The sequence below is a fragment of the Mycobacterium sp. genome (genome assembly GCF_044223235.1).
Taxonomy (GTDB): Bacteria; Actinomycetota; Actinomycetes; order Mycobacteriales; family Mycobacteriaceae; genus Mycobacterium.
The window spans coordinates 1-17,666 of sequence record NZ_JBGAME010000040.1 but is presented as its reverse complement, the minus strand read 5'-3'; the positions used below and the strand labels follow the sequence as shown (position 1 = coordinate 17,666).

Below are 17,666 nucleotides of genomic sequence, written 5' to 3'. Positions count from 1 at the left end.
GCTCAGCGAGGCCTCGCCCTCGCACGACGGTCGCTCAGCGAGACCTCGCTCCGCGCTTCTCGCGGACCCGCACATTGATCCTGATCGGGCTGCCCTCGAAGCCGAACGTCTCGCGCAGCCGCCGCTCCAGGAACCGCCGATACCCCGCCTCCAAGAAACCCGAGGTGAAGAGCACGAACGTCGGCGGCCGCGCCGTCGCCTGGGTGGCGAACAGGATCCGCGGCTGCTTGCCGCCGCGCACCGGCGGAGGCGTCGCCGCCACCACTTCCTTGAGGAAGGTGTTGAGCTGCCCGGTGGTGATCCGTCGATCCCACGACGCCAACGCGGTCTCCAGCGCCGGCACCAGCTTCTGCACCGCACGCCCGGTCAGCGCCGAGATGTTGACGCGCGGTGCCCACTGCACCTGGGCGAGCTCCCGCTCGATCTCCCGGTCGAGCATGTAACGGCGATCCTCGTCGACGAGATCCCACTTGTTGAACGCCAGCACCAACGCCCGGCCCGCGTCGATCACCATCGACAGCACCCGCTGGTCTTGTTCGGTCAGTGGCTGCGACCCGTCGATGAGCACGATCACCACCTCGGCGGCGTCGATGGCCCCATGCGTACGAACCGACGCGTAGAACTCGTGACCGCTCGCCTGACCGACCTTGCGGCGCAACCCCGCCGTGTCGACGAATCGCCAAGTCTTGCCGCCCAATTCGATCAGCGAGTCAACCGGGTCGACGGTGGTCCCGGCCACGTCGTGCACCACCGAGCGCTCATCACCGGCCAGCCGGTTCAACAGCGAGCTCTTGCCCACGTTGGGCTTTCCCACCAGGGCAACGCGGCGCGGCCCACCGCCGCCGGAGGACAGCTCGGACACCGCAGGCAGGGATTCCATCACCGTGTCGAGCAGATCGGCCACACCGCGGCCGTGCATGGCGCTCACCGGATGCGGCTCCCCGAGCCCCAGTGACCACAGCGCCGCCGCATCCGCCTCGGCCCGCTCGTTGTCAACCTTGTTGGCCGCCAAGAAAACCGGCTTTCCCGACTTACGCAACAGCCGGACGGCGGCCTCGTCCGCCGCCGTCGCCCCGACCACCGCGTCGACCACCAGGATGATCGCGTCCGCCGTCCGCATGGCCACCGAAGCCTGCTCGGCGACCAGCTGCTGCAGCCCCTTGGCGTCGGGTTCCCATCCCCCGGTGTCCTGCACGACGAAACGCCTGCCGGACCACAGCGCGTCGTATGACACGCGGTCACGCGTCACCCCGGGCACATCCTGCACGACGGCCTCGCGCCTGCCCAGGATCCGGTTGACCAGCGTGGACTTCCCGACGTTGGGACGCCCGACCACGGCCACCACCGGTGGTGGCGCCGACGCCTCCTCGATCGCCTCGGCGACGTCTTCGGCGCCGAGCTCCCATTCGCTCTCGTCCGACCAGGTGCCGTCCGTGTCGGATGCGCTCACCTCGACGCCCCGGCATGCTGCTGGACCAACTCGAGTAGGTGTGAAATCACTTGAGCCTCAGTCATATCGCTGGTATCGACGAGCAACGCGTCGTCGGCGGCCCGCAGCGGAGACACCGCGCGGGTGGAGTCCAGATGGTCACGACGCTGCACATCGGCCAGCACCGCCGCGAAGTCGCCGGGCAGCCCGCTGGCGACGTTCTGGTCGTTGCGCCGTCGCGCACGCTCCTCGGCCGAGGCGGTGAGGAAGATCTTCACATCGGCGTCCGGCAGCACTACCGTCCCGATATCCCTGCCCTCGACGACGACGCTGCCCTCGCCGCCGGCCAGAGATCGCTGCAGCGTCACCAGCCGGGCGCGCACCGCGGGAACGGCCGACACCGCCGACACCGCTTTGGTCACCTCATCGCCGCGGATCTCGGTCGACACGTTCTCCCCGGCCAGAAACGACCGGTCCTGGGTGGGGTCATGCCCAACCGACAACTCGACGCGGTCGGCGACCGTAGCGACCTGTGCCGTATCCGACAGATCGGTGCCCGACCGCAGCACCGCCAGCGTGACGATCCGGTACATCGCCCCGGTGTCCAGGTAGCGCGCGCCGAGGGACTGCGCCAAACCCCTTGATACCGAAGACTTCCCGGTACCTGCCGGCCCGTCGACGGCAATCACCAGTGAACGGCTCACAACCCCACCGCCTTATAGAGCTCGCCAATCTCCTTGCGGCTCAACACCCGGATGCTACCCGGGCGTTGGTCACCGAGCTTCACCGCGCCGATGTCGGTGCGCACCAGCTCCTGCACCGGATACCCGACCGCCGCCAGCATCCGGCGCACGATCCGCTTGCGCCCCTCATGCAGAACCACCTGCACCATCGTCTTACCGGGAACGGCGTCGACCACCGCGAAATCGTCGACGCGCGCTGGCCCGTCGTCCAATTCGACTCCGGTACGCAGCTTCTTGCCCAGACCGCGCGGCACGGCGCCCTCCACGGTCGCCAGGTAGGTCTTGGGCACCTCGAAGGACGGGTGCATCAGCCGGTGGGCCAGCTCCCCGTCGTTCGTCAGCAGCATCAGACCCTCGGTGTCCGCATCGAGCCGCCCGACATGAAACAGCTTCTTGTTACCCCGGACCCGATGCTCGACCAGGTCGCCGACGCAGGGCCGGCCCCGATCGTCCGACATCGTCGAATGCATACCCCGTGGCTTGTTGATCGCCAGATACACCAGCGTGTCGTCCAGCAGGACGCGGGTGCCGTCGACCCGGATCACCGATGCGTCGGGGTCCACCCGCGTCCCCAGCTCGGTCACGATCCGGCCGTCGACCTCGACACGCCCGTCGAGGATCATCCGTTCGGCCACCCGCCGCGAGGCAACCCCCGCCTGCGACAACACCTTCTGCAGGCGCACACCGTCGCCAGCTATCACCACGTCCACCTCAGTCCTGGTCCAGATTCATCGACAACGGTTGCCCGGCAGCGGGTACCGCATTGAGCTTGATGAAACGCGGCTCGTCGTCCAGTGATTCGCTCAGATCGTCGATCACGTCCACATCGGGCAGCAGCGGCGCAAGGTCGGGCAGGTCCTCCAGCGACGACAGACCCAGCCGCTCCAGGAACAGCTCGGTCGTCGAGAAGGTCACCGCACCGGTATCCGGATCGGTTCCCGCCTCGGTGATCAGCCCGCGCGCCACCAGGGTGCGTATCACCGCGTCGACGTTGACGCCGCGCACCGCGCTGACCCGTGCCCGGGTGACCGGCTGCCGGTAGGCCACCACCGCCAGCGTCTCCAGCGCCGCCCGGGTCAGTTTGGAGCGGGCGCCGTCGAGCAGCAGCCGCTCCACGTACGGCGCGAACCGCGCCCGCGTGTACAACCGCCAGCCCCCGCCCGCCTCCCGCAGGTCGATACCGCTGCCGCGCGCGGCGAGCTCGTCCGACATCGCCCGCAGAGTGGCCGTCACCCGCGACGCGGGCTGCTCGGTCGCCGCGGCGAGCGCCTCGATCGTCACCGGAGTGTCCACGACCAGCAGAAGTGCCTCGAGCACCGCGCCGAACTCGGAGTCCTCCAGCTCGGGCGGGGTCTCGACCTCGATCCCCAGATCGAGGTCGGGCATTTCGTCAGTCATCGTCCTCCACCGCGTCAACGGTCGCCAGGTATTCGCTGGTCGGGCTGTCCCCGGTCCACGAAACCTGGAGCGCACCAAGCGGCTCTGATTGCTCGAATGCTACCGCCCGCGCCCGGTACAGTTCGAGCAGCGCCAGGAAGCTGCCGACCACCTCCATCGCGCCCTCGCAGTCGGCCACCAGCTCCGAGAACGACGCCCACTGGCCGGTGCCCCTCCGCTCCAGCAGCGACAACAGACGCCGTGCCTGCTCCGGCACCGAGACCGGTGCCGCATGCAGATGTCCGGTGGCCACCGTCGGCACCGGTCGCGGGGTGAACGCGGCCGCCGCGATCTGCGCGAAACTCTCGGCGCTCACACCGAGCATGACCTCGGGAAGCAGGTCGGCGAAGCGTTCCTCCAGCGACACCGCGCGCGGGTAGCTGCGCAACGCGGCGGCTTCGAGCTCGGCGAACATCTGGGCGACGTGTTTGAAGGCGCGGTACTGCAGCAACCGCGCGAACAGCAGGTCACGCACCTCCAGCAGCGCCAGGTCGTCCTCGTCGTGCACCTCGCCCGACGGCAGCAGCCGGGCCGCCTTGAGGTCGAGCAGCGTGGCGGCGACGACCAGGAACGCGGTCGTCTCGTCGAGTTCCAGCTGCGAGCCGATCGCCTTGGTGTAGGCGATGAAGTCGTCGGTGACCTGGTGCAAGGCCACTTCGGTGACGTCGAGGCGGTGGGCGAAGATCAGCTGGAGCAGCAGATCGAACGGACCCTCGAAATTGCTCAGCCGTACCTGAAAGCCGCTCTGCTGAGACTCGACGTCCTCGCTCACGCGCCGAACCGGGCGATGACTTCCCTGGCCAGCGCTCGATACGCCTCGGCGCCGACGGATTTCGGCGCCCACGTGGTGATCGGCTCACCGGCGACGCTGGTCTCCGGGAACCGGACGGTGCGGCTGATGACGGTGTCGAACACCAGGTCGCCGAACCGCTCGACAACCCGGGCCATGACCTCCCGGGAGTTCACCGTGCGCGGGTCGTAGCGGGTGATCAGGATGCCGCCGATGTGCAGCTTGGGGTTGAGCCGGTCGTGCACCTTCTCGACGGTGTCGGTGAGCAACGCCAGGCCCCGCAGCGAGAAGAATTCACACTCGGTGGGGATGATCACGCCGTCGGCACAGGCGAGTGCATTGACCGTGAGCAGGCCCAGCGACGGCTGGCAGTCGATGAGGACGTAGTCGTAGCGGTCGAGCACCGGATGCAGCGCCCTGGCGAGGGTCTGCTCCCGGCCCACCTCGTTGACCAGCTGAATCTCGGCGGCCGACAGATCGATATTGCTGGGCGCCAGGTCCAGATTCTTGACCCGGGTGTTGATCAGCACGTCGTCGATCGACACCCGGGATTCCACGAGGACGTTGTGGATCGTGCGGTCCAGCTCGTAGTGCGGCACCCCCAGCCCCGCCGACAGCGCCCCCTGCGGATCGAGGTCCACCAGCAGCACCCGCCGGCCGCATTCGGCGAGGGCGGCACCGAGGTTGATCGTCGACGTGGTCTTGCCGACGCCGCCCTTCTGGTTGCACATGGCGATGACCTGGGCCGGACCGTGGGTGGTCTTGGGCGCAGGTTCGGGGATGACGCGGGGCGGCCTGCCGGTGAGGCCGACGGGCACGGGCGGATCGCCGTTGTCGGTCATGTCGGCTCCTGGCGCAAGCGCTCGTCGGTCATGCCGAACCACCGCTGGTCAGGCAACCCACAGGCAAGGCGGACATTCCCAGAAGCTTAACGTCCCGGTCAGGCGGGGAGCCGCAAGGCGCGCAACGCTCCGACGTGGCGCTTTCGTGGGTGTCCTGGCGATAACATCCCTGAGTGGCCGACGAATCGGGGCTACGTGTGTCGAGCACGGCCAACCCACGAGGCCTGGCGCGGCCCGACCTCGAGGCACTGGTCGCCGCCGATGTGCGCGCTCTGAATGCCGAGTCCGACCGCATCGGACGCACGTTCGCGGGCCTGCACCACGTCGGCAACAACGACATGGGCGCGCTGCTGCACATCGTCGTGTCGGAGGCCGCGGGTAAACCGCTGAGTCCCGGTGAGCTCGCCGAGCGGCTGGGGATGTCGGGCCCGGCCATCACCTACCTGGTGAACCGCCTGATCGATGCGGGCCACGTCCGCCGCGAGACCCACCAGTTCGACCGGCGCAAACTGGTGCTGCGCTATTCCGAGCACGGCCTCGGTGTGGCGCGCTCCTTCTTCGAGCCGCTCGGCGAACACATTCGATCCGCCATGGCCGATCTGCCCGACGAGGATCTCGTGGCCGCCCACCGGGTGTTCGCCGCGTTGTGCCAGGCGATCGCCGGCTACCGCCGCGAACTCCACGAGCGCTCCCCTTGACGCGAGCCGCAACCCGATCCGAGGAACGTGTGTGTCTGTTCACGACACCCCGAGCATGGGCGTACAAATGCGCACGCTGAAACGGCCTGGCGGTCAGTGCGCGCGGGGGTGCGCCCCGGCCCAGACCTCGCGCAGGGCATGCACGGTGACCATGGTGTAGATCTGCGTGGTCGTCACCGACGCGTGGCCGAGCAGTTCCTGCACGACGCGCACATCGGCACCGCCGTCGAGCAGATGGGTCGCAAAGGAGTGCCGCAGGGTGTGCGGGGACACCGCCGATGTCACACCGCCCCGTTCGGCGGCGTCCTGCAGCACCTGCCAGGCGCTCTGCCGGGACAGTCGTCCGCCGCGTGAGTTCAGGAAGATCGCAGGCTGCCCGCGGCCCCGGCGCGCAAGCTCCGGCCGCCCACGCACCAGGTAGGCGTCCAGCGCGCCGATCGCGGGCCTGCCGATGGGCACCAGCCGCTGCTTGCCGCCCTTGCCGCGCAGCAGCACCGACCTCGCCTCGGTGTCGACGTCGTCGACATCGAGCCCCACCGCCTCCGAGATTCGCGCCCCCGTCGAGTACAACAACTCCAGCAGCGCCCGGTTACGCAACGTCAGCGGGCTGTCGGACTCGCGGTCCCCGCCCGCGCCGTCGAGCAGGGCCAGCACATCGTCGATCGACAGGCTCTTGGGCAGCCGCCGGCTCGGTGTGGGCGGTTTCACCTCCCGGGCGACATCGGCCTCCGTGAGCCCCTCGGCCGCCGCGAAGCGATGCAGCCCGCGCACCGCGATCAGCGCCCTGGCGGCCGACACCGCCGAAAGCGCTACCGCACCGCTGCCCGGATCCCCGCGACGCAACGACACCAGAAAGTCACTGACGTCGGCCTCCACGACCTTGGCCAGGTCATCGACGCCGCGCGCCGTGAGGTGCTCGGCGTATCGGCGCAGATCCCTGCGATAGGAGCTCAGGGTATTGGCGGCGACCCCGCGTTCAATCGTCAGATGGTCCAGGTAGCCCTGGATCTGACCGTCCAGCACCGACGGGGACGACGGCGACGCGCCGGGCGGATGAACCGCGGATGCCGTCATCAATGCCCGTTCCGCCGGGCGAACGCCGTCGGCCGATCGGTCCACGGTGAGTCGACGGAGCGCAGCGTCTCGACGTCGTCGACCATGTGCGCCGCCAGAATCCCGCCCACCGCGGTCGCGTTGACGATCTCGCCCGCGAACACCATCCGGACCGCCTCCGTCAGTGGCACACGTCGCACGATCATGTCCGCTTCTTCGTGATGGGCTTCCGGCTTCTCCACCTCGCTGACGCCGGTGGCCAGATACACCCGCACGCTCTCATCGCAGAACCCCGGCGTGGCCACCAGGTCGACGAGCACCTTCCAGTCCGCCGCCGCCAGCCCCGTCTCCTCCTGCAGTTCACGGGCAGCGGTGAGGTGCGGCGGCTCTCCCCCGATATCGAGCAGCCCGGCGGGCAGCTCCCACAGCCGCCTGCCCACCGCGTGGCGGTACTGGTACACCAGTACCAGCTTCCCGTCATCGTCGAGCGCCACGACGGCCACCGCCCCGTAGTGTTCGACGACCTCGCGCCGGGCGGTACCGCCCCCGGGCATCACGACCTCGTCCGCGCGCAGCGCGAAGATCTTCCCGACGTAGACCGTTTCGCTCGCGCTCGTCTCGAACGCGTGCTCAGGCACGGGACGCGGGCTCTTCAAGCAGCTGCGCGACGGCGCCGGAATGTCCGTCGGCGTGCTCGATGCCGTTGGACCGCTGCTCGGGGATCTCGACGGGCAACCGCTCGGCGTCCTTGTAGTCCAGGGCGGCGCGGATGAACGAGACGAACAGCGGATGGGGCCGGGTGGGCCGGCTCTTGAGTTCGGGGTGGGCCTGGGTGCCGACGAGGAACGGGTGGACGTCGGAGGCGTACTCGACGAACTCGACCAGGTGACCGTCCGGTGAGGTGCCGGAGAACCGAAGTCCGCTCTCGGCGATCCGGTCCCGATAGGAGTTGTTGACCTCGTAGCGGTGACGGTGCCGCTCGGACACCTGGGTGGCCTGATAGGCCTCCGCCACAATCGATCCCGGCTCCAGAACGGCAGGGTAGGCGCCCAGGCGCATGGTGCCGCCGAGGTCGGCCTCCCCGGCGACGGCGTCACGCTGGTCGGCCATGGTGGAGATGACGGGATCGGGCGTCGCCGAGTCGAACTCGGCGGAGTTGGCCTCGGTCAGCCCGACCGCGCGGGCCGCCTCGATCACGATGCACTGCAGGCCGAGGCACAGCCCAAGCACGGGCAGGCCGCGCTTGCGCGCGAAATGGATGGCCCCGATCTTCCCCTCGATACCCCTGATGCCGAACCCGCCGGGGATCAGCACACCGTCGACGTCGTTGAGCACCGCGGCGGCACCGTTGTCGGTCTCGCAATCATCGGAGGCCACCCACCGCATCTCGACCTTCGCGCGATGTTTGAAACCCCCGGCACGCAACGCCTCCGCGACCGACAGATAGGCATCGGACAGGTCGATGTACTTGCCCACCAACGCGATTCGGACGGTTTCCTGGGGCTCGTGCACCCGGCGCAGCAGGTCGTCCCATTCGGTCCAGTCGACGTCGCGGAACGGCAGGCTCAGGCGCCGCACCACGTAGGCGTCGAGTTCCTCCCGGTGCAGCACCTTGGGGATGTCGTAGATCGACGGGGCGTCGGGGGTGGAGATCACGCCGTCGATGTCGACGTCGCACATCAGGGCGATCTTGGTCTTGAGTCCCTCGGGGACGTCGCGGTCGCAGCGCAGGATCAACGCATCGGGAGTGATACCGATGCTGCGCAGCGCGGCCACCGAGTGCTGGGTCGGCTTGGTCTTCAGTTCGCCGGAGGGCTTGAGGTACGGCACCAGCGACACGTGCAGGAAGAAGCAGTTCTCCCTGCCGACTTCGTGACGGACCTGGCGGGCGGCCTCCAGGAACGGCTGGGATTCGATGTCACCGACCGTGCCGCCGATCTCGGTGATCACCACGTCGGCCCTGCGCCCGTCGGCGTCGGTTCGCGCCATCGCCAGGATGCGGTTCTTGATCTCGTCGGTGATGTGCGGGATGACCTGCACCGTGTCGCCGAGGTACTCGCCGCGGCGCTCCTTGGCGATGACGGTCGAATACACCTGTCCCGTGGTCACATTCGCCGAACCGCTGAGGTTGCGATCGAGGAAGCGCTCGTAATGCCCGACGTCGAGATCGGTTTCGGCGCCGTCCTCGGTGACGAACACCTCACCGTGCTGGAACGGGTTCATGGTGCCGGGGTCGACGTTGAGGTAGGGGTCGAGTTTCTGCATCGTCACGGACAGCCCGCGCGCGGTCAGCAACTGTCCGAGGCTCGACGCCGTGAGTCCCTTACCCAGTGAGGAGACCACGCCGCCGGTGACGAAGAGGTGCTTCGTCGCGGTTTGCGGGTGCTTGCGTAACGCCTTTGTCTGGCCTGGCGAGTGTGTCTGGCCTGGCAAGTGCAACCTCCGTGACGACGGGCAGGGCTACTTTCCTACTTTGTTCCTAGGCCGAGTCCTAGTTTGGGGCCTGCCGACCCACGGAATCTCACCTTAACACCGACGCCGACAGCGCGTCGCTGACGCGCCGGACCCGCCCTATTGCGGCAGCGTTACCGACGACGCGCCTTGACCGGTCCCGTATTGCCCGGGTTTACCGCCGTTGACGAGATCGGCGAGGGCAAGCACCGTCGTGATCCGGCCGGATTCGGCGTCGATGTCGTCGACGGTGCTCACCGCGCCGGTCAGGGCGGCATCGGACCTGGTCACCGCCACCGCGCCGGTGCCAGACGCGGATCCGCCCCGGCCGACCAGAACGCTCCCGAAACCGTGCGGTGCCATCCCCGCGGCGAACCTGGCCACCGTGGCGCCGCGGTTGCCCGCGTCGTCGGCCAGCGGCCCGCCGGTCACGATCAGCGCGGCGTCCGCGGCGGCCATCTGCTGGGTGCCGTAGGTCAGGAAGCCGGTGTCCCGCAGCGCCTGCAACACGGTGTCACGCTGCTCGTCGGTGACCACGGGTGCGGCCGGATCCCTGTTGGCCAGCATCGCGATGCCGAGCAGATCGCCCGCCTGCGAGCCCTGGTCCACCGAGGCGGTGTTCAACTGTGTCCCGGCGGGCAGGATCGGCGAGTTGACCACCGACAGCAACTTCTCGGCCGAGTTCGCCCCGATGAACTCCTCGGTGAGCGACACCGTGCCGGTGACGGTGCCGCCGGCCTGCCCCACCAACCGCGACAACGCCTCGACGTCGTCGTCGGCGGCGTCGGGCGTGCGGAACACCACGACCGACTTGCCGCCGAGGGTGTTACGCAGGATGCGCGCAGACATCTGCGCATCGAATTCCGCTGCCGCGTTGAGCTTCTCGTTCAGTGCATTCTTGTCATCGGTGAGCGTGTCGATCTGGTGCTGCAGCTCGGCCTTGTCGTCCCGCAGCCCCGACAACACGGTGTTGGACAGCAGACCCGAACCCAGCGCGACCCCGATGGCCAGTGCCAGGAACACCGCGGCCAACGAAATTGCATGTGTGCGTAGCGATATCACGCCTCACCCCCGCCGCTAGGCGACTAGACCCTGCGCCCACAGCAGGAAGCGGTTCCAATACTCGGTGACCCAATCCAGGATCGCGGCGTCGGCTCGGGACACCCACAGTGCGACGATCACCGCGATCAGCATGGCCAGCACCAGCAACGCGATCGCGCCTGCGGACACCCGGCTTCGGTACAGCGTCGCAACGGCTTTGGCGTCGACGAGCTTCTCGCCCACCTTGAGCCGGGTCAGGAACGTCGAGGGATTGCTGTGCTGGCGGGTCCTGTCGAAGAACTCCTCGATGCTGGCCGTGTGGCCGGCCGTGACGATCAGCGAGGCACCGTGGTGATCGCACAGCAACAGCGCGAGGTCCGCGGCGGATCCGGCGGCGGGGAAGGTCATCGCCCCCACACCGAGATCCTGGATCCGTTCGAGCCCGGCAGCGTGTCCGTCGGCGTCGGCGGGCAGCACGACCTGCGCACCGCAGCGCAGCACCTCGGTGCTCATCTTGTCCGGATCACCGACGATGAGCGCGGGGTGGTAGCCGGCCTTGCGCAGCACGTCCGCGCCCGTCCCGACGCCCACCAGCACCGGCTGGTACTCCTTGATGAACGGTTTGAGCGCCTTGAGGTCGGCGGGTGCGTTCGGTTCCTCGGCGACGATCACGACGTGGCGGCGGTTGAGGTCGACGTCGATGTCGGGGATCCCGATCCCGTCGATCAGCAGCGGGCTCTCACTGCGGATGAACTCGATGGTGTTGCCGGCGAAGGCCTCGAGGTGAGCGACCAGACCGCTCTTCGCCTCGTGCATCATCTCGTGGATCTCGTGATCGGTGCGCTCGGTGCCCGCGGCCAGCTGTCGGTCACCCGCATACACCCCGCCGCCGTTGAGGCGGATCCGGGCGCCGTCCTTGACCTTCTTGAACACCTCCTGGCCCACTTCGTCGATGAGCATCACACCGTTGCCCACCAGCACCTCGGGTCCGAGGTTGGGATAACGGCCGGTGATCGACGGCGACGCGTTGACCACGCCGGCCACATTGGCCTCGACGAGCGCATCCGCGGTGATGCGATCGAGGTCCGCCGCGTCGATCACCACGATGTCGCCGGGACCGATGCGGCGCAGCAGCCTGTCGATGTCGCGGTCAACCCGGGCGGTTCCGGTGAGCCCCGGCCGTGAGCTGGCATTACGGGAGAGCAGCGCAGACATCTTCATGGGGCCGATTCTGGCCAGTAACGACCCGCGGCACGTGGAGGCGCGCCGTAACACTAGCCTCAGAAGTTACATTTAGTCACACCAGCCACACGATCAGGAGGCTTGCGCGCGGTCGTCACGCGCCGCCGCCAACAACTCGCGGGCGTGCGCCCGGCCGCTGTCCGACTCGCCGAGGCCCGCCAGCATGCGCGCCAGTTCGGCGACCCGGTCGTCGTCGACGACGCGGCGCACCCCACTTGAGCGGTCACGCCTGCCGCTGTCGACGACGAGGTGAACGTCGGCGTACGCCGCCACCTGCGGCAGGTGGGTCACGACGATCACCTGGTGGGTGCGTGCCAGCCTGGCCAGCCGGCGACCGATCTGCACCGCGGCGCGGCCGCCGACCCCGGCGTCCACCTCGTCGAACACCATCGTGGTGCCTTCGGCCGAGGCAGCCAGCACCACTTCCAGCGCAAGCATCACCCGGGACAGCTCGCCGCCCGAGGCGCTCTTGGTGAGCGGAAGGACGTCGGTGCCTCGGTGAGCAGCGAACCCGAACTCCACGGCGTCGGCCCCGTCGTGGCCCGCGTGGACGGAGACGCCCGACGGCAGCACCACGGGCGCCGAATCGTCGCCCCGGACCGCCAGCGGCGCCACGGCGACGGTGAACTCGGCGTCTGCCATCGCCAGGCCGGACAGCTCGGCCGTCACCGCCTTCGCCAGTCCCTTCGCCGCCTTGGCCCGCGCGGCGGTCAGTGCGACGGCCCCGGCGACCACCTTCTTCTCCAGCTCGCCGACCTTGCGCTCGAGGCCGGCCAGCGCCTCCTCGGACACGTCCAGCTGGGCCAGCCGTTGGCGCGACTCGGCGGCCCAGGCCAGCACCCCGTCGACGTCGGCGGCGTATTTCCGTGTCAGCGCCCGCAGTTCGGCCTGGCGGGCCAATCGCGATTCCAGCGTGCTCGCATCAGTGGGCAGCCCGGCCAGGAAGTCGCCGAGTTCGGTGGCGACGTCGCCGATCACCGCCATCGCCTCACCGAGTTGTCCCGCCAGCGACCGCAACGCGGCGTCATCGGTGGATTCCAGCGCCGACCTCGCCTGACCGACGGCGTCGGCGGCCGACGCCGTACCGAGCGGCTGCTCGTCATCCCCTCCCGACAACGCCGATCGGGCGGTGTGCGCGGCCTCGCGCAGCGCGTCCAGTTCGGAGAGCCGCCGGATCTCGTCGACGAGTGCCTCGTCCTCACCGGCCGCCGGCGCGACGGTGTCGATCTCGTTGAGACCGAACTTCAGCCGGTCGGCCTCCTGGGCCAGCTCGCGCTCACGGCGCCGACGGTCGGTCAGGTCACGCCGTGCGGTCAGCCAGGCGTCGCGGGCGGCACGGTAACCCGCCAGCAGCGTGTCGACGCCGGCGAACCGGTCCAGTGCGGCGCGCTGCTCGTCGGGCCGCATCAGCCGCAGTTGGTCGTTCTGCCCGTGCAGGGTCAGCAGTTCGGTGGTGAACCCGCTCAGCGATTTCGCGGGGACGCTGCGACCGCCGAGATAGGCCCGCGACGGGCCGTCGCGGCTGACCGAACGGGCCGCGATGATGCTGCCGTCGTCGTCGCGTTCGGCCCCGGAGGAATCCAGGATCTCGTCGACCCGCCCGGCGACGCAATCATCGACGTCTGCTGTGGTGAAACGGCCTTCGACCACGGCGCGGGCGGCGCCGGATCGCACCCTGCTGGCGTCGGCCCTGGCGCCACCGAGCAGGTGCAGACCGGTGACGACCATCGTCTTGCCCGTGCCGGTCTCGCCGGTGAGGACCGTCAGCCCGCGGTCGAATTCAGCGGTCGCCGCGCTGATCGCACCCAGCGACTCGATTCGGATCTCGGCAAGCACCTGCCGTCACTGCCCCCGCCAGCCGGTGACCGGTAACCGGAACTTGCGTACCAGTCGGTCGGTGAACGGGGCGCTGTCCAACCGCACCCATTTCAGGGGCACGGCGCAGCGGGTGACCTCCAGCCGGGCCCCGGCGGGGACCACCATCTCGCGGCGGCCGTCGCAGAACACCAGCGCGTCGTGGCCGTCCGCCTCGATCTCGATCGCGATCGACGCCGCCGGGCTGGTCACCATCGGGCGCGCGAAGAGCGCGTGGGCGTTGTTGGGCACCACCAGGATTGCCTCGAGATCGGGCCACAGCACCGGTCCGCCGGCTGAGAATGCATAGGCGGTCGAGCCGGTCGGGGTCGACACCAGCACCCCGTCGCATCCAAACGCCGACACCGGCCGCCCGTCGACCTCCACCACCACGCCGAGCACACCCAGGCGCGGGCCCTTCTCCAGGCTCGCTTCGTTGAGGGCCCAGCCGCGGGCCACAACGCGACTGCCGGCGCGTACCACGACGTCGAGGGTCATCCGCTCCACGATGCGGTAGTCGCGCGCGATCACGTGTTCGAGCACCGTGTCGATGGCTTCCGCCTCGGCCTCGGCAAGGAAGCCGATGCGACCGAGATTGACACCGAGGACCGGGATCTCGACGTTGCGGGCGAACTCCGCGGCCCGCAGGAAGGTGCCGTCGCCGCCGAGGACCAGGACCAGCTCGCAGCCTTCGGCGGCCCGCTCGTCGGCGTCTACCACGGTGATCTCCACCCCGAGCGCACGCATGTCGTCGGGCGCCAGGTGCACCGGCCCGCGGTCGACCGCCTCTGCGGCCAGCACCCGCAGGCCGATGTCGTTGTCGCCGAGCACTTTCTCCACCCGGCGCGCCACCTCGGTGGCTTCGGACCTGCCGGTGTGGACCACGAGCAGAATGGTGCGTTCGCAGCTCATTGCGGGCCTTCCGTTACCGCGCGGCGCACGGCGTTCTCCAGCTCGAGCCCGTCGAGTGAGCGATCGGAGTCGGCGCACAGCCGAAGGAAGTACTCGACGTTTCCGGACGGCCCCGGCAACGGGCTGGCCACGACGTCGACGGCGTGCCAACGCAGTTCGGCGGCATGGTTGGCGACGGCGAGCACCGCGGCGACGCGCAGATCGGGATCCGACACCACCCCGCCCGCGCCGACGCGGTCCTTTCCGACCTCGAATTGCGGCTTCACCATGGGAACGATATCGGCGCCGGCCATCGCGCAGGACGCCAGCGCAGGCAATACCGTCGCCAACGAGATGAACGACAGGTCGGCGACGATGAGATCCACGGGTCCCCCGATGGCATCGGCGGTCAGCTCGCGCACGTTGGTGCGATCCAGCACCCGAACCCGCGGATCCGAACGCAGCGACCAGGCGAGCTGGCCGTAGCCGACGTCGGCCGCGACGACCTCGCCCGCGCCCCGGTCGAGCAGCACCTCGGTGAAGCCGCCCGTCGAGGCCCCCGCGTCCAGGCAGCGCTTGCCGTCAACGGCCAGTCCGAAAGCGTCCAGGGCGCCGATCAGCTTGTGCGCCCCGCGGGAGACCCAGCTGCGCTGGCCCGCGGCGTCGACGACGATGTTGGCGTTCAGCGCGATCGCGGTAGCCGGTTTGGCCGCGGGCATCCCGTCGACGCTGACCCGCCCGGCTCCGATCAACTCCGCCGCCTGCTGGCGCGAACGCGCCAGGCCCCTGCGAACCAGCTCCACATCAATACGCGCGCGCCGCGTCACGTCCGGTCACCTCACGATTCCGGGCGAGCGACCCTTCTCGACCGCTTCGAGCGCCTGTACCAACACATCGTGGGCGTGCTCCAGATGTGCCGCGATGGCCTCGATGTCGGCCGGGTGCCCATCGTCGGGCTGACCGCCGTAGTCGAGCGTCCCCGCGGGGTCGGGCAGTTCTGCCAGCAGGGCCGCGACCTGGGCCCTGATCTGGTCGGCATCGGTACTCATCTCGGTGTTCACGCTAGCCGATGGCTGCCGTGGACACCGACCACCTCCGCAGGGCGTGCCGGGCCGCGTCGTCGCCAGCCAGCGCTAAGGGACTGCCATTGGTTTCGGCGTCCCACACGGCGCGCGCGGTGGCCCGCACCACCGACAAATCGTCGCCGGGATCCGCGCCGGTGGCACGCACGATCACGCGTGACCCATCCACCTCGACGTCCCAGGCGGGATGGGGGGCAACGAGCAGGGGGTCGCTGTCGCCCATCAGCGCCCGCAGATCCTCACCGATGTAGGTGGCCCGCTGGGCGGGGACGGCGCGGATGGCATCGTCGGCCGTGCTGACACCGCTGAGCACGAGCAGGCTGGGCAGTTGTGCGGCGACCGCCCCGGCGATGTCGGTGTCGAGCCGGTCGCCGACCACCAGGGGTGAGTCAAAGTGGCCGCGGCTCAACGCATCCCGCATCAGGGTCGGCTGCGGTTTACCCGCGACCTGAGGTTCGCGTTCCGTCGCCGCGCGCAACGCCGCGACCATCGAGCCGTTACCCGGGAGCAGACCGCGTTCCGAGGGCAGCGTGAGGTCGACGTTGCTGGCGACCCACAGGGCGCCGCCGCGGATGGCGAGGGCCGCTTCGGCGAGGTTGGCCCAGCCGGTGTTCGGTGAGTGGCCCTGCACAACGGCGACGGGTTCGTCGGCCCACGTGCGGACGGCGACGAGGCCAGCCGTGACCACCTCATCGGCCAGCGCATCGGTGCCGAGTACCAGGACCTTCGAACCCGGCGATAGCTGGTCCGACAGCAGCCGGGCGGCGCCCTGCGCGCTGGTCACCACATCGCCGGGCAGTACGCGGAAGCCCATCGATCGCAGGTGGTCGGCGACCTCACCCGGGCCGCGGGAGGCGTTGTTGGTGACGAAGAACTTCCTGGCTTCGACGGCGGCCAGGGTGTCGACCGCGCCGGCGGTCGGCTCGTGGCCCCGGAACACCGTGCCGTCCAGATCGAGGAGCAGGCAGTCGAATTCCTGTGCAAGGCTGCTCATATCAGGCCAACTCCGTGATTCGTTCCTCGGCGTCGGTGACGCCTTCGACATCGGAGGCCGCCGTGTTGATGAACCACTGCAGGGCTTCCTCGCCGCGGCCGAGCGCGAGCAGTGTTTCGGCGTAGGCGTAGAACAATCGCGCCGCGGTCGACCCGGTGCGCTCGGCGTCGAGGGCCGGCGTGGACAGGATGGCCAGCGCCTGTTCGAGCTGGCCGAGGTCGGAGCGGGCCCCGGCCACGACGATGCGAAGTTCGTCGGCGTCGTCGCCGGTGAGCTGCGCAGCCTCGGGGCTTCGGGCCAACTCGATCGCCCGTTCGGGTCGCCCGACCCCACGTTCGCAGTCGGCGATCAACGGCAGCAACGGCGACTTGCTGCCCATGCGGCGGGCGGCCCGCAGCTCGGCGAGAGCCTGGGCCCAGTCACCGCACCGGTAGGCGGCGATCCCGACCGCCTCCCTGACCGCTGCGATCCGGCCCGACCGGGCGCGGGCGGCGCGGGCATGGGAAAGCGCGGTCTCCGGGTCCTCGTCGAGCAACTCCCCCGCCATCACCAGATGCCGGGCGACCACGTCTGCCGTAGCACGGTCCAACGTGCTGAGTTCCCCGCGGACCTCGGGTGCCAGCTGGCGGGCCTCCACCTCGGGCGGAATCGTCGGGCCGTCGCGCCGCGGCGCATCGTCCGCCGCATTCGGGTCGGCCTTCGGCTGCGCCGGCCGTGCACGTCCGGGGCCCGACGTTCTGGGCGCCGACGCCTGGTCACGTGGTCCGCGACGGGGTACGCCGGCATCCGGGCCGCGCCTGCGGCGGCGCTCATTGTCGCCGCCCTGCCTGTTGTCGACCACGGGAGCCTTTCTTCCTGGACATGCCGCTCCGCAAAGGATACGGCCACCTGGATTATGCTGACAATTTATTCATCCGAATTCGAATTAGTTGACGGTGGAATATGAAATCGCCCCCCACAAATTGTGGGGGGCGATTCCTAATGTGTGTTCGGCGGTGTCCTACTTTTCCACCCGGGTTGGGTAGTATCATTGGCGCTGGCAGGCTTAGCTTCCGGGTTCGGGATGGGTCCGGGCGTTTCCCTGCCGCTGTGGCCGCCGTAACTTTATTGTGTTGTGTT

General features: G+C 69.2%; 17 protein-coding genes, 1 rRNA gene and 1 pseudogene. 1 reads left to right on the top strand and 18 read right to left on the bottom strand.

The window, feature by feature from the left end; genetic code table 11:
• Nucleotides 1–34 precede the first annotated feature (34 nt).
• Genes der through ADBZ6K_RS25510 form a run of 6 tightly spaced genes read right to left on the bottom strand, consistent with a single transcriptional unit; the run spans nucleotide 35 to nucleotide 5,241 of the window.
• A complete protein-coding gene (gene der, locus ADBZ6K_RS25535) occupies nucleotides 35–1,450 on the bottom strand; it encodes a ribosome biogenesis GTPase Der (RefSeq protein ID WP_526351984.1) in 1,416 nt (471 codons plus the stop codon).
• Nucleotides 1,447–2,133 carry a (d)CMP kinase gene (cmk, locus tag ADBZ6K_RS25530; RefSeq protein ID WP_526351982.1) on the bottom strand — a complete coding sequence of 229 codons (687 nt, stop codon included), beginning with the start codon at nucleotides 2,131–2,133 and terminating at the stop codon, nucleotides 1,447–1,449. Before cmk ends, der begins: the two co-directional genes overlap by 4 nt.
• A complete protein-coding gene (locus tag ADBZ6K_RS25525; protein ID WP_526352008.1) occupies nucleotides 2,130–2,873 on the bottom strand; it encodes a pseudouridine synthase in 744 nt (247 codons plus the stop codon). Before ADBZ6K_RS25525 ends, cmk begins: the two co-directional genes overlap by 4 nt.
• Nucleotides 2,874–2,883: 10 nt before the next feature.
• The gene (gene scpB, locus ADBZ6K_RS25520) at nucleotides 2,884–3,570 is read right to left on the bottom strand and encodes an SMC-Scp complex subunit ScpB (RefSeq protein ID WP_526351980.1); all 687 of its coding nucleotides are present in this window, start codon (nucleotides 3,568–3,570) and stop codon (nucleotides 2,884–2,886) included.
• Nucleotides 3,563–4,381 (bottom strand): segregation/condensation protein A, encoded by an 819-nt coding sequence (locus ADBZ6K_RS25515; RefSeq protein WP_526351978.1) that lies wholly within the window; start codon nucleotides 4,379–4,381, stop codon nucleotides 3,563–3,565. The genes scpB and ADBZ6K_RS25515 overlap by 8 nt, the downstream gene beginning before the upstream one ends.
• The gene (locus ADBZ6K_RS25510; protein WP_526351976.1) at nucleotides 4,378–5,241 is read right to left on the bottom strand and encodes a ParA family protein; all 864 of its coding nucleotides are present in this window, start codon (nucleotides 5,239–5,241) and stop codon (nucleotides 4,378–4,380) included. Before ADBZ6K_RS25510 ends, ADBZ6K_RS25515 begins: the two co-directional genes overlap by 4 nt.
• A 173-nt stretch (nucleotides 5,242–5,414) precedes the next feature.
• Here ADBZ6K_RS25510 and ADBZ6K_RS25505 point away from each other — a divergent pair, with 173 nt between their 5' ends.
• Nucleotides 5,415–5,939 carry a MarR family winged helix-turn-helix transcriptional regulator gene (locus tag ADBZ6K_RS25505; protein WP_526351973.1) on the top strand — a complete coding sequence of 175 codons (525 nt, stop codon included), beginning with the start codon at nucleotides 5,415–5,417 and terminating at the stop codon, nucleotides 5,937–5,939.
• A gap of 93 nt (nucleotides 5,940–6,032) precedes the next feature.
• Here the strand turns inward: ADBZ6K_RS25505 and xerD are convergent, their stop codons facing one another.
• The 12 genes and pseudogenes from xerD to rrf all read right to left on the bottom strand — a co-directional run bounded on the left by xerD (nucleotide 6,033) and on the right by rrf (nucleotide 17,648).
• Entirely contained in the window at nucleotides 6,033–7,013 is a 981-nt protein-coding gene (xerD, locus tag ADBZ6K_RS25500) for a site-specific tyrosine recombinase XerD (protein ID WP_526351971.1), read from the bottom strand.
• Nucleotides 7,013–7,630, bottom strand: a complete 618-nt coding sequence (locus ADBZ6K_RS25495; protein WP_526351969.1) for an NUDIX domain-containing protein — start codon at nucleotides 7,628–7,630, stop codon at nucleotides 7,013–7,015. Before ADBZ6K_RS25495 ends, xerD begins: the two co-directional genes overlap by 1 nt.
• On the bottom strand, nucleotides 7,623–9,425 hold the full coding sequence (pyrG, locus tag ADBZ6K_RS25490) for a CTP synthase (protein WP_526351967.1): 1,803 nt from the start codon (nucleotides 9,423–9,425) through the stop codon (nucleotides 7,623–7,625). The genes ADBZ6K_RS25495 and pyrG overlap by 8 nt, the downstream gene beginning before the upstream one ends.
• A 138-nt stretch (nucleotides 9,426–9,563) precedes the next feature.
• Nucleotides 9,564–10,505, bottom strand: a complete 942-nt coding sequence (locus ADBZ6K_RS25485; RefSeq protein WP_526351965.1) for a copper transporter — start codon at nucleotides 10,503–10,505, stop codon at nucleotides 9,564–9,566.
• Nucleotides 10,506–10,520: 15 nt separating this feature from the next.
• Entirely contained in the window at nucleotides 10,521–11,705 is a 1,185-nt protein-coding gene (gene steA, locus ADBZ6K_RS25480) for a putative cytokinetic ring protein SteA (protein ID WP_526351963.1), read from the bottom strand.
• 93 nt (nucleotides 11,706–11,798) lie between these two features.
• Complete coding sequence (recN, locus tag ADBZ6K_RS25475; protein WP_526351961.1) at nucleotides 11,799–13,562, bottom strand: DNA repair protein RecN; 1,764 nt, start codon at nucleotides 13,560–13,562, stop codon at nucleotides 11,799–11,801.
• 6 nt (nucleotides 13,563–13,568) lie between these two features.
• The gene (locus tag ADBZ6K_RS25470) at nucleotides 13,569–14,492 is read right to left on the bottom strand and encodes an NAD kinase (RefSeq protein ID WP_526351959.1); all 924 of its coding nucleotides are present in this window, start codon (nucleotides 14,490–14,492) and stop codon (nucleotides 13,569–13,571) included.
• The gene (locus ADBZ6K_RS25465; RefSeq protein WP_526351957.1) at nucleotides 14,489–15,298 is read right to left on the bottom strand and encodes a TlyA family RNA methyltransferase; all 810 of its coding nucleotides are present in this window, start codon (nucleotides 15,296–15,298) and stop codon (nucleotides 14,489–14,491) included. Before ADBZ6K_RS25465 ends, ADBZ6K_RS25470 begins: the two co-directional genes overlap by 4 nt.
• A 6-nt stretch (nucleotides 15,299–15,304) precedes the next feature.
• Nucleotides 15,305–15,520 (bottom strand): hypothetical protein, encoded by a 216-nt coding sequence (locus ADBZ6K_RS25460; protein ID WP_526351955.1) that lies wholly within the window; start codon nucleotides 15,518–15,520, stop codon nucleotides 15,305–15,307.
• Nucleotides 15,521–15,533: 13 nt separating this feature from the next.
• Nucleotides 15,534–16,547, bottom strand: coding sequence for an HAD-IIA family hydrolase (locus ADBZ6K_RS25455; protein WP_526351953.1), 1,014 nt, complete (start codon nucleotides 16,545–16,547; stop codon nucleotides 15,534–15,536).
• Between the two features lies 1 nt (nucleotide 16,548).
• Nucleotides 16,549–17,306: pseudogene (locus ADBZ6K_RS25450) on the bottom strand (tetratricopeptide repeat protein).
• 228 nt (nucleotides 17,307–17,534) lie between these two features.
• A 5S ribosomal RNA gene (gene rrf, locus ADBZ6K_RS25445) occupies nucleotides 17,535–17,648 on the bottom strand.
• Nucleotides 17,649–17,666: the final 18 nt, after the last annotated feature.

Bases quoted from the DNA above. Each gene is read 5' to 3' on its own strand.
- scpB (WP_526351980.1), bottom strand. From the start codon at position 3,570: ATGACTGACGAAATGCCCGACCTCGATCTGGGGATCGAGGTCGAGACC.
- ADBZ6K_RS25510 (WP_526351976.1), bottom strand. From the start codon at position 5,241: ATGACCGACAACGGCGATCCGCCCGTGCCCGTCGGCCTCACCGGCAGG.
- xerD (WP_526351971.1), bottom strand. From the start codon at position 7,013: ATGACGGCATCCGCGGTTCATCCGCCCGGCGCGTCGCCGTCGTCCCCG.
- steA (WP_526351963.1), bottom strand. From the start codon at position 11,705: ATGAAGATGTCTGCGCTGCTCTCCCGTAATGCCAGCTCACGGCCGGGG.
- ADBZ6K_RS25470 (WP_526351959.1), bottom strand. From the start codon at position 14,492: ATGAGCTGCGAACGCACCATTCTGCTCGTGGTCCACACCGGCAGGTCC.
- ADBZ6K_RS25460 (WP_526351955.1), bottom strand. From the start codon at position 15,520: ATGAGTACCGATGCCGACCAGATCAGGGCCCAGGTCGCGGCCCTGCTG.
- ADBZ6K_RS25455 (WP_526351953.1), bottom strand. From the start codon at position 16,547: ATGAGCAGCCTTGCACAGGAATTCGACTGCCTGCTCCTCGATCTGGAC.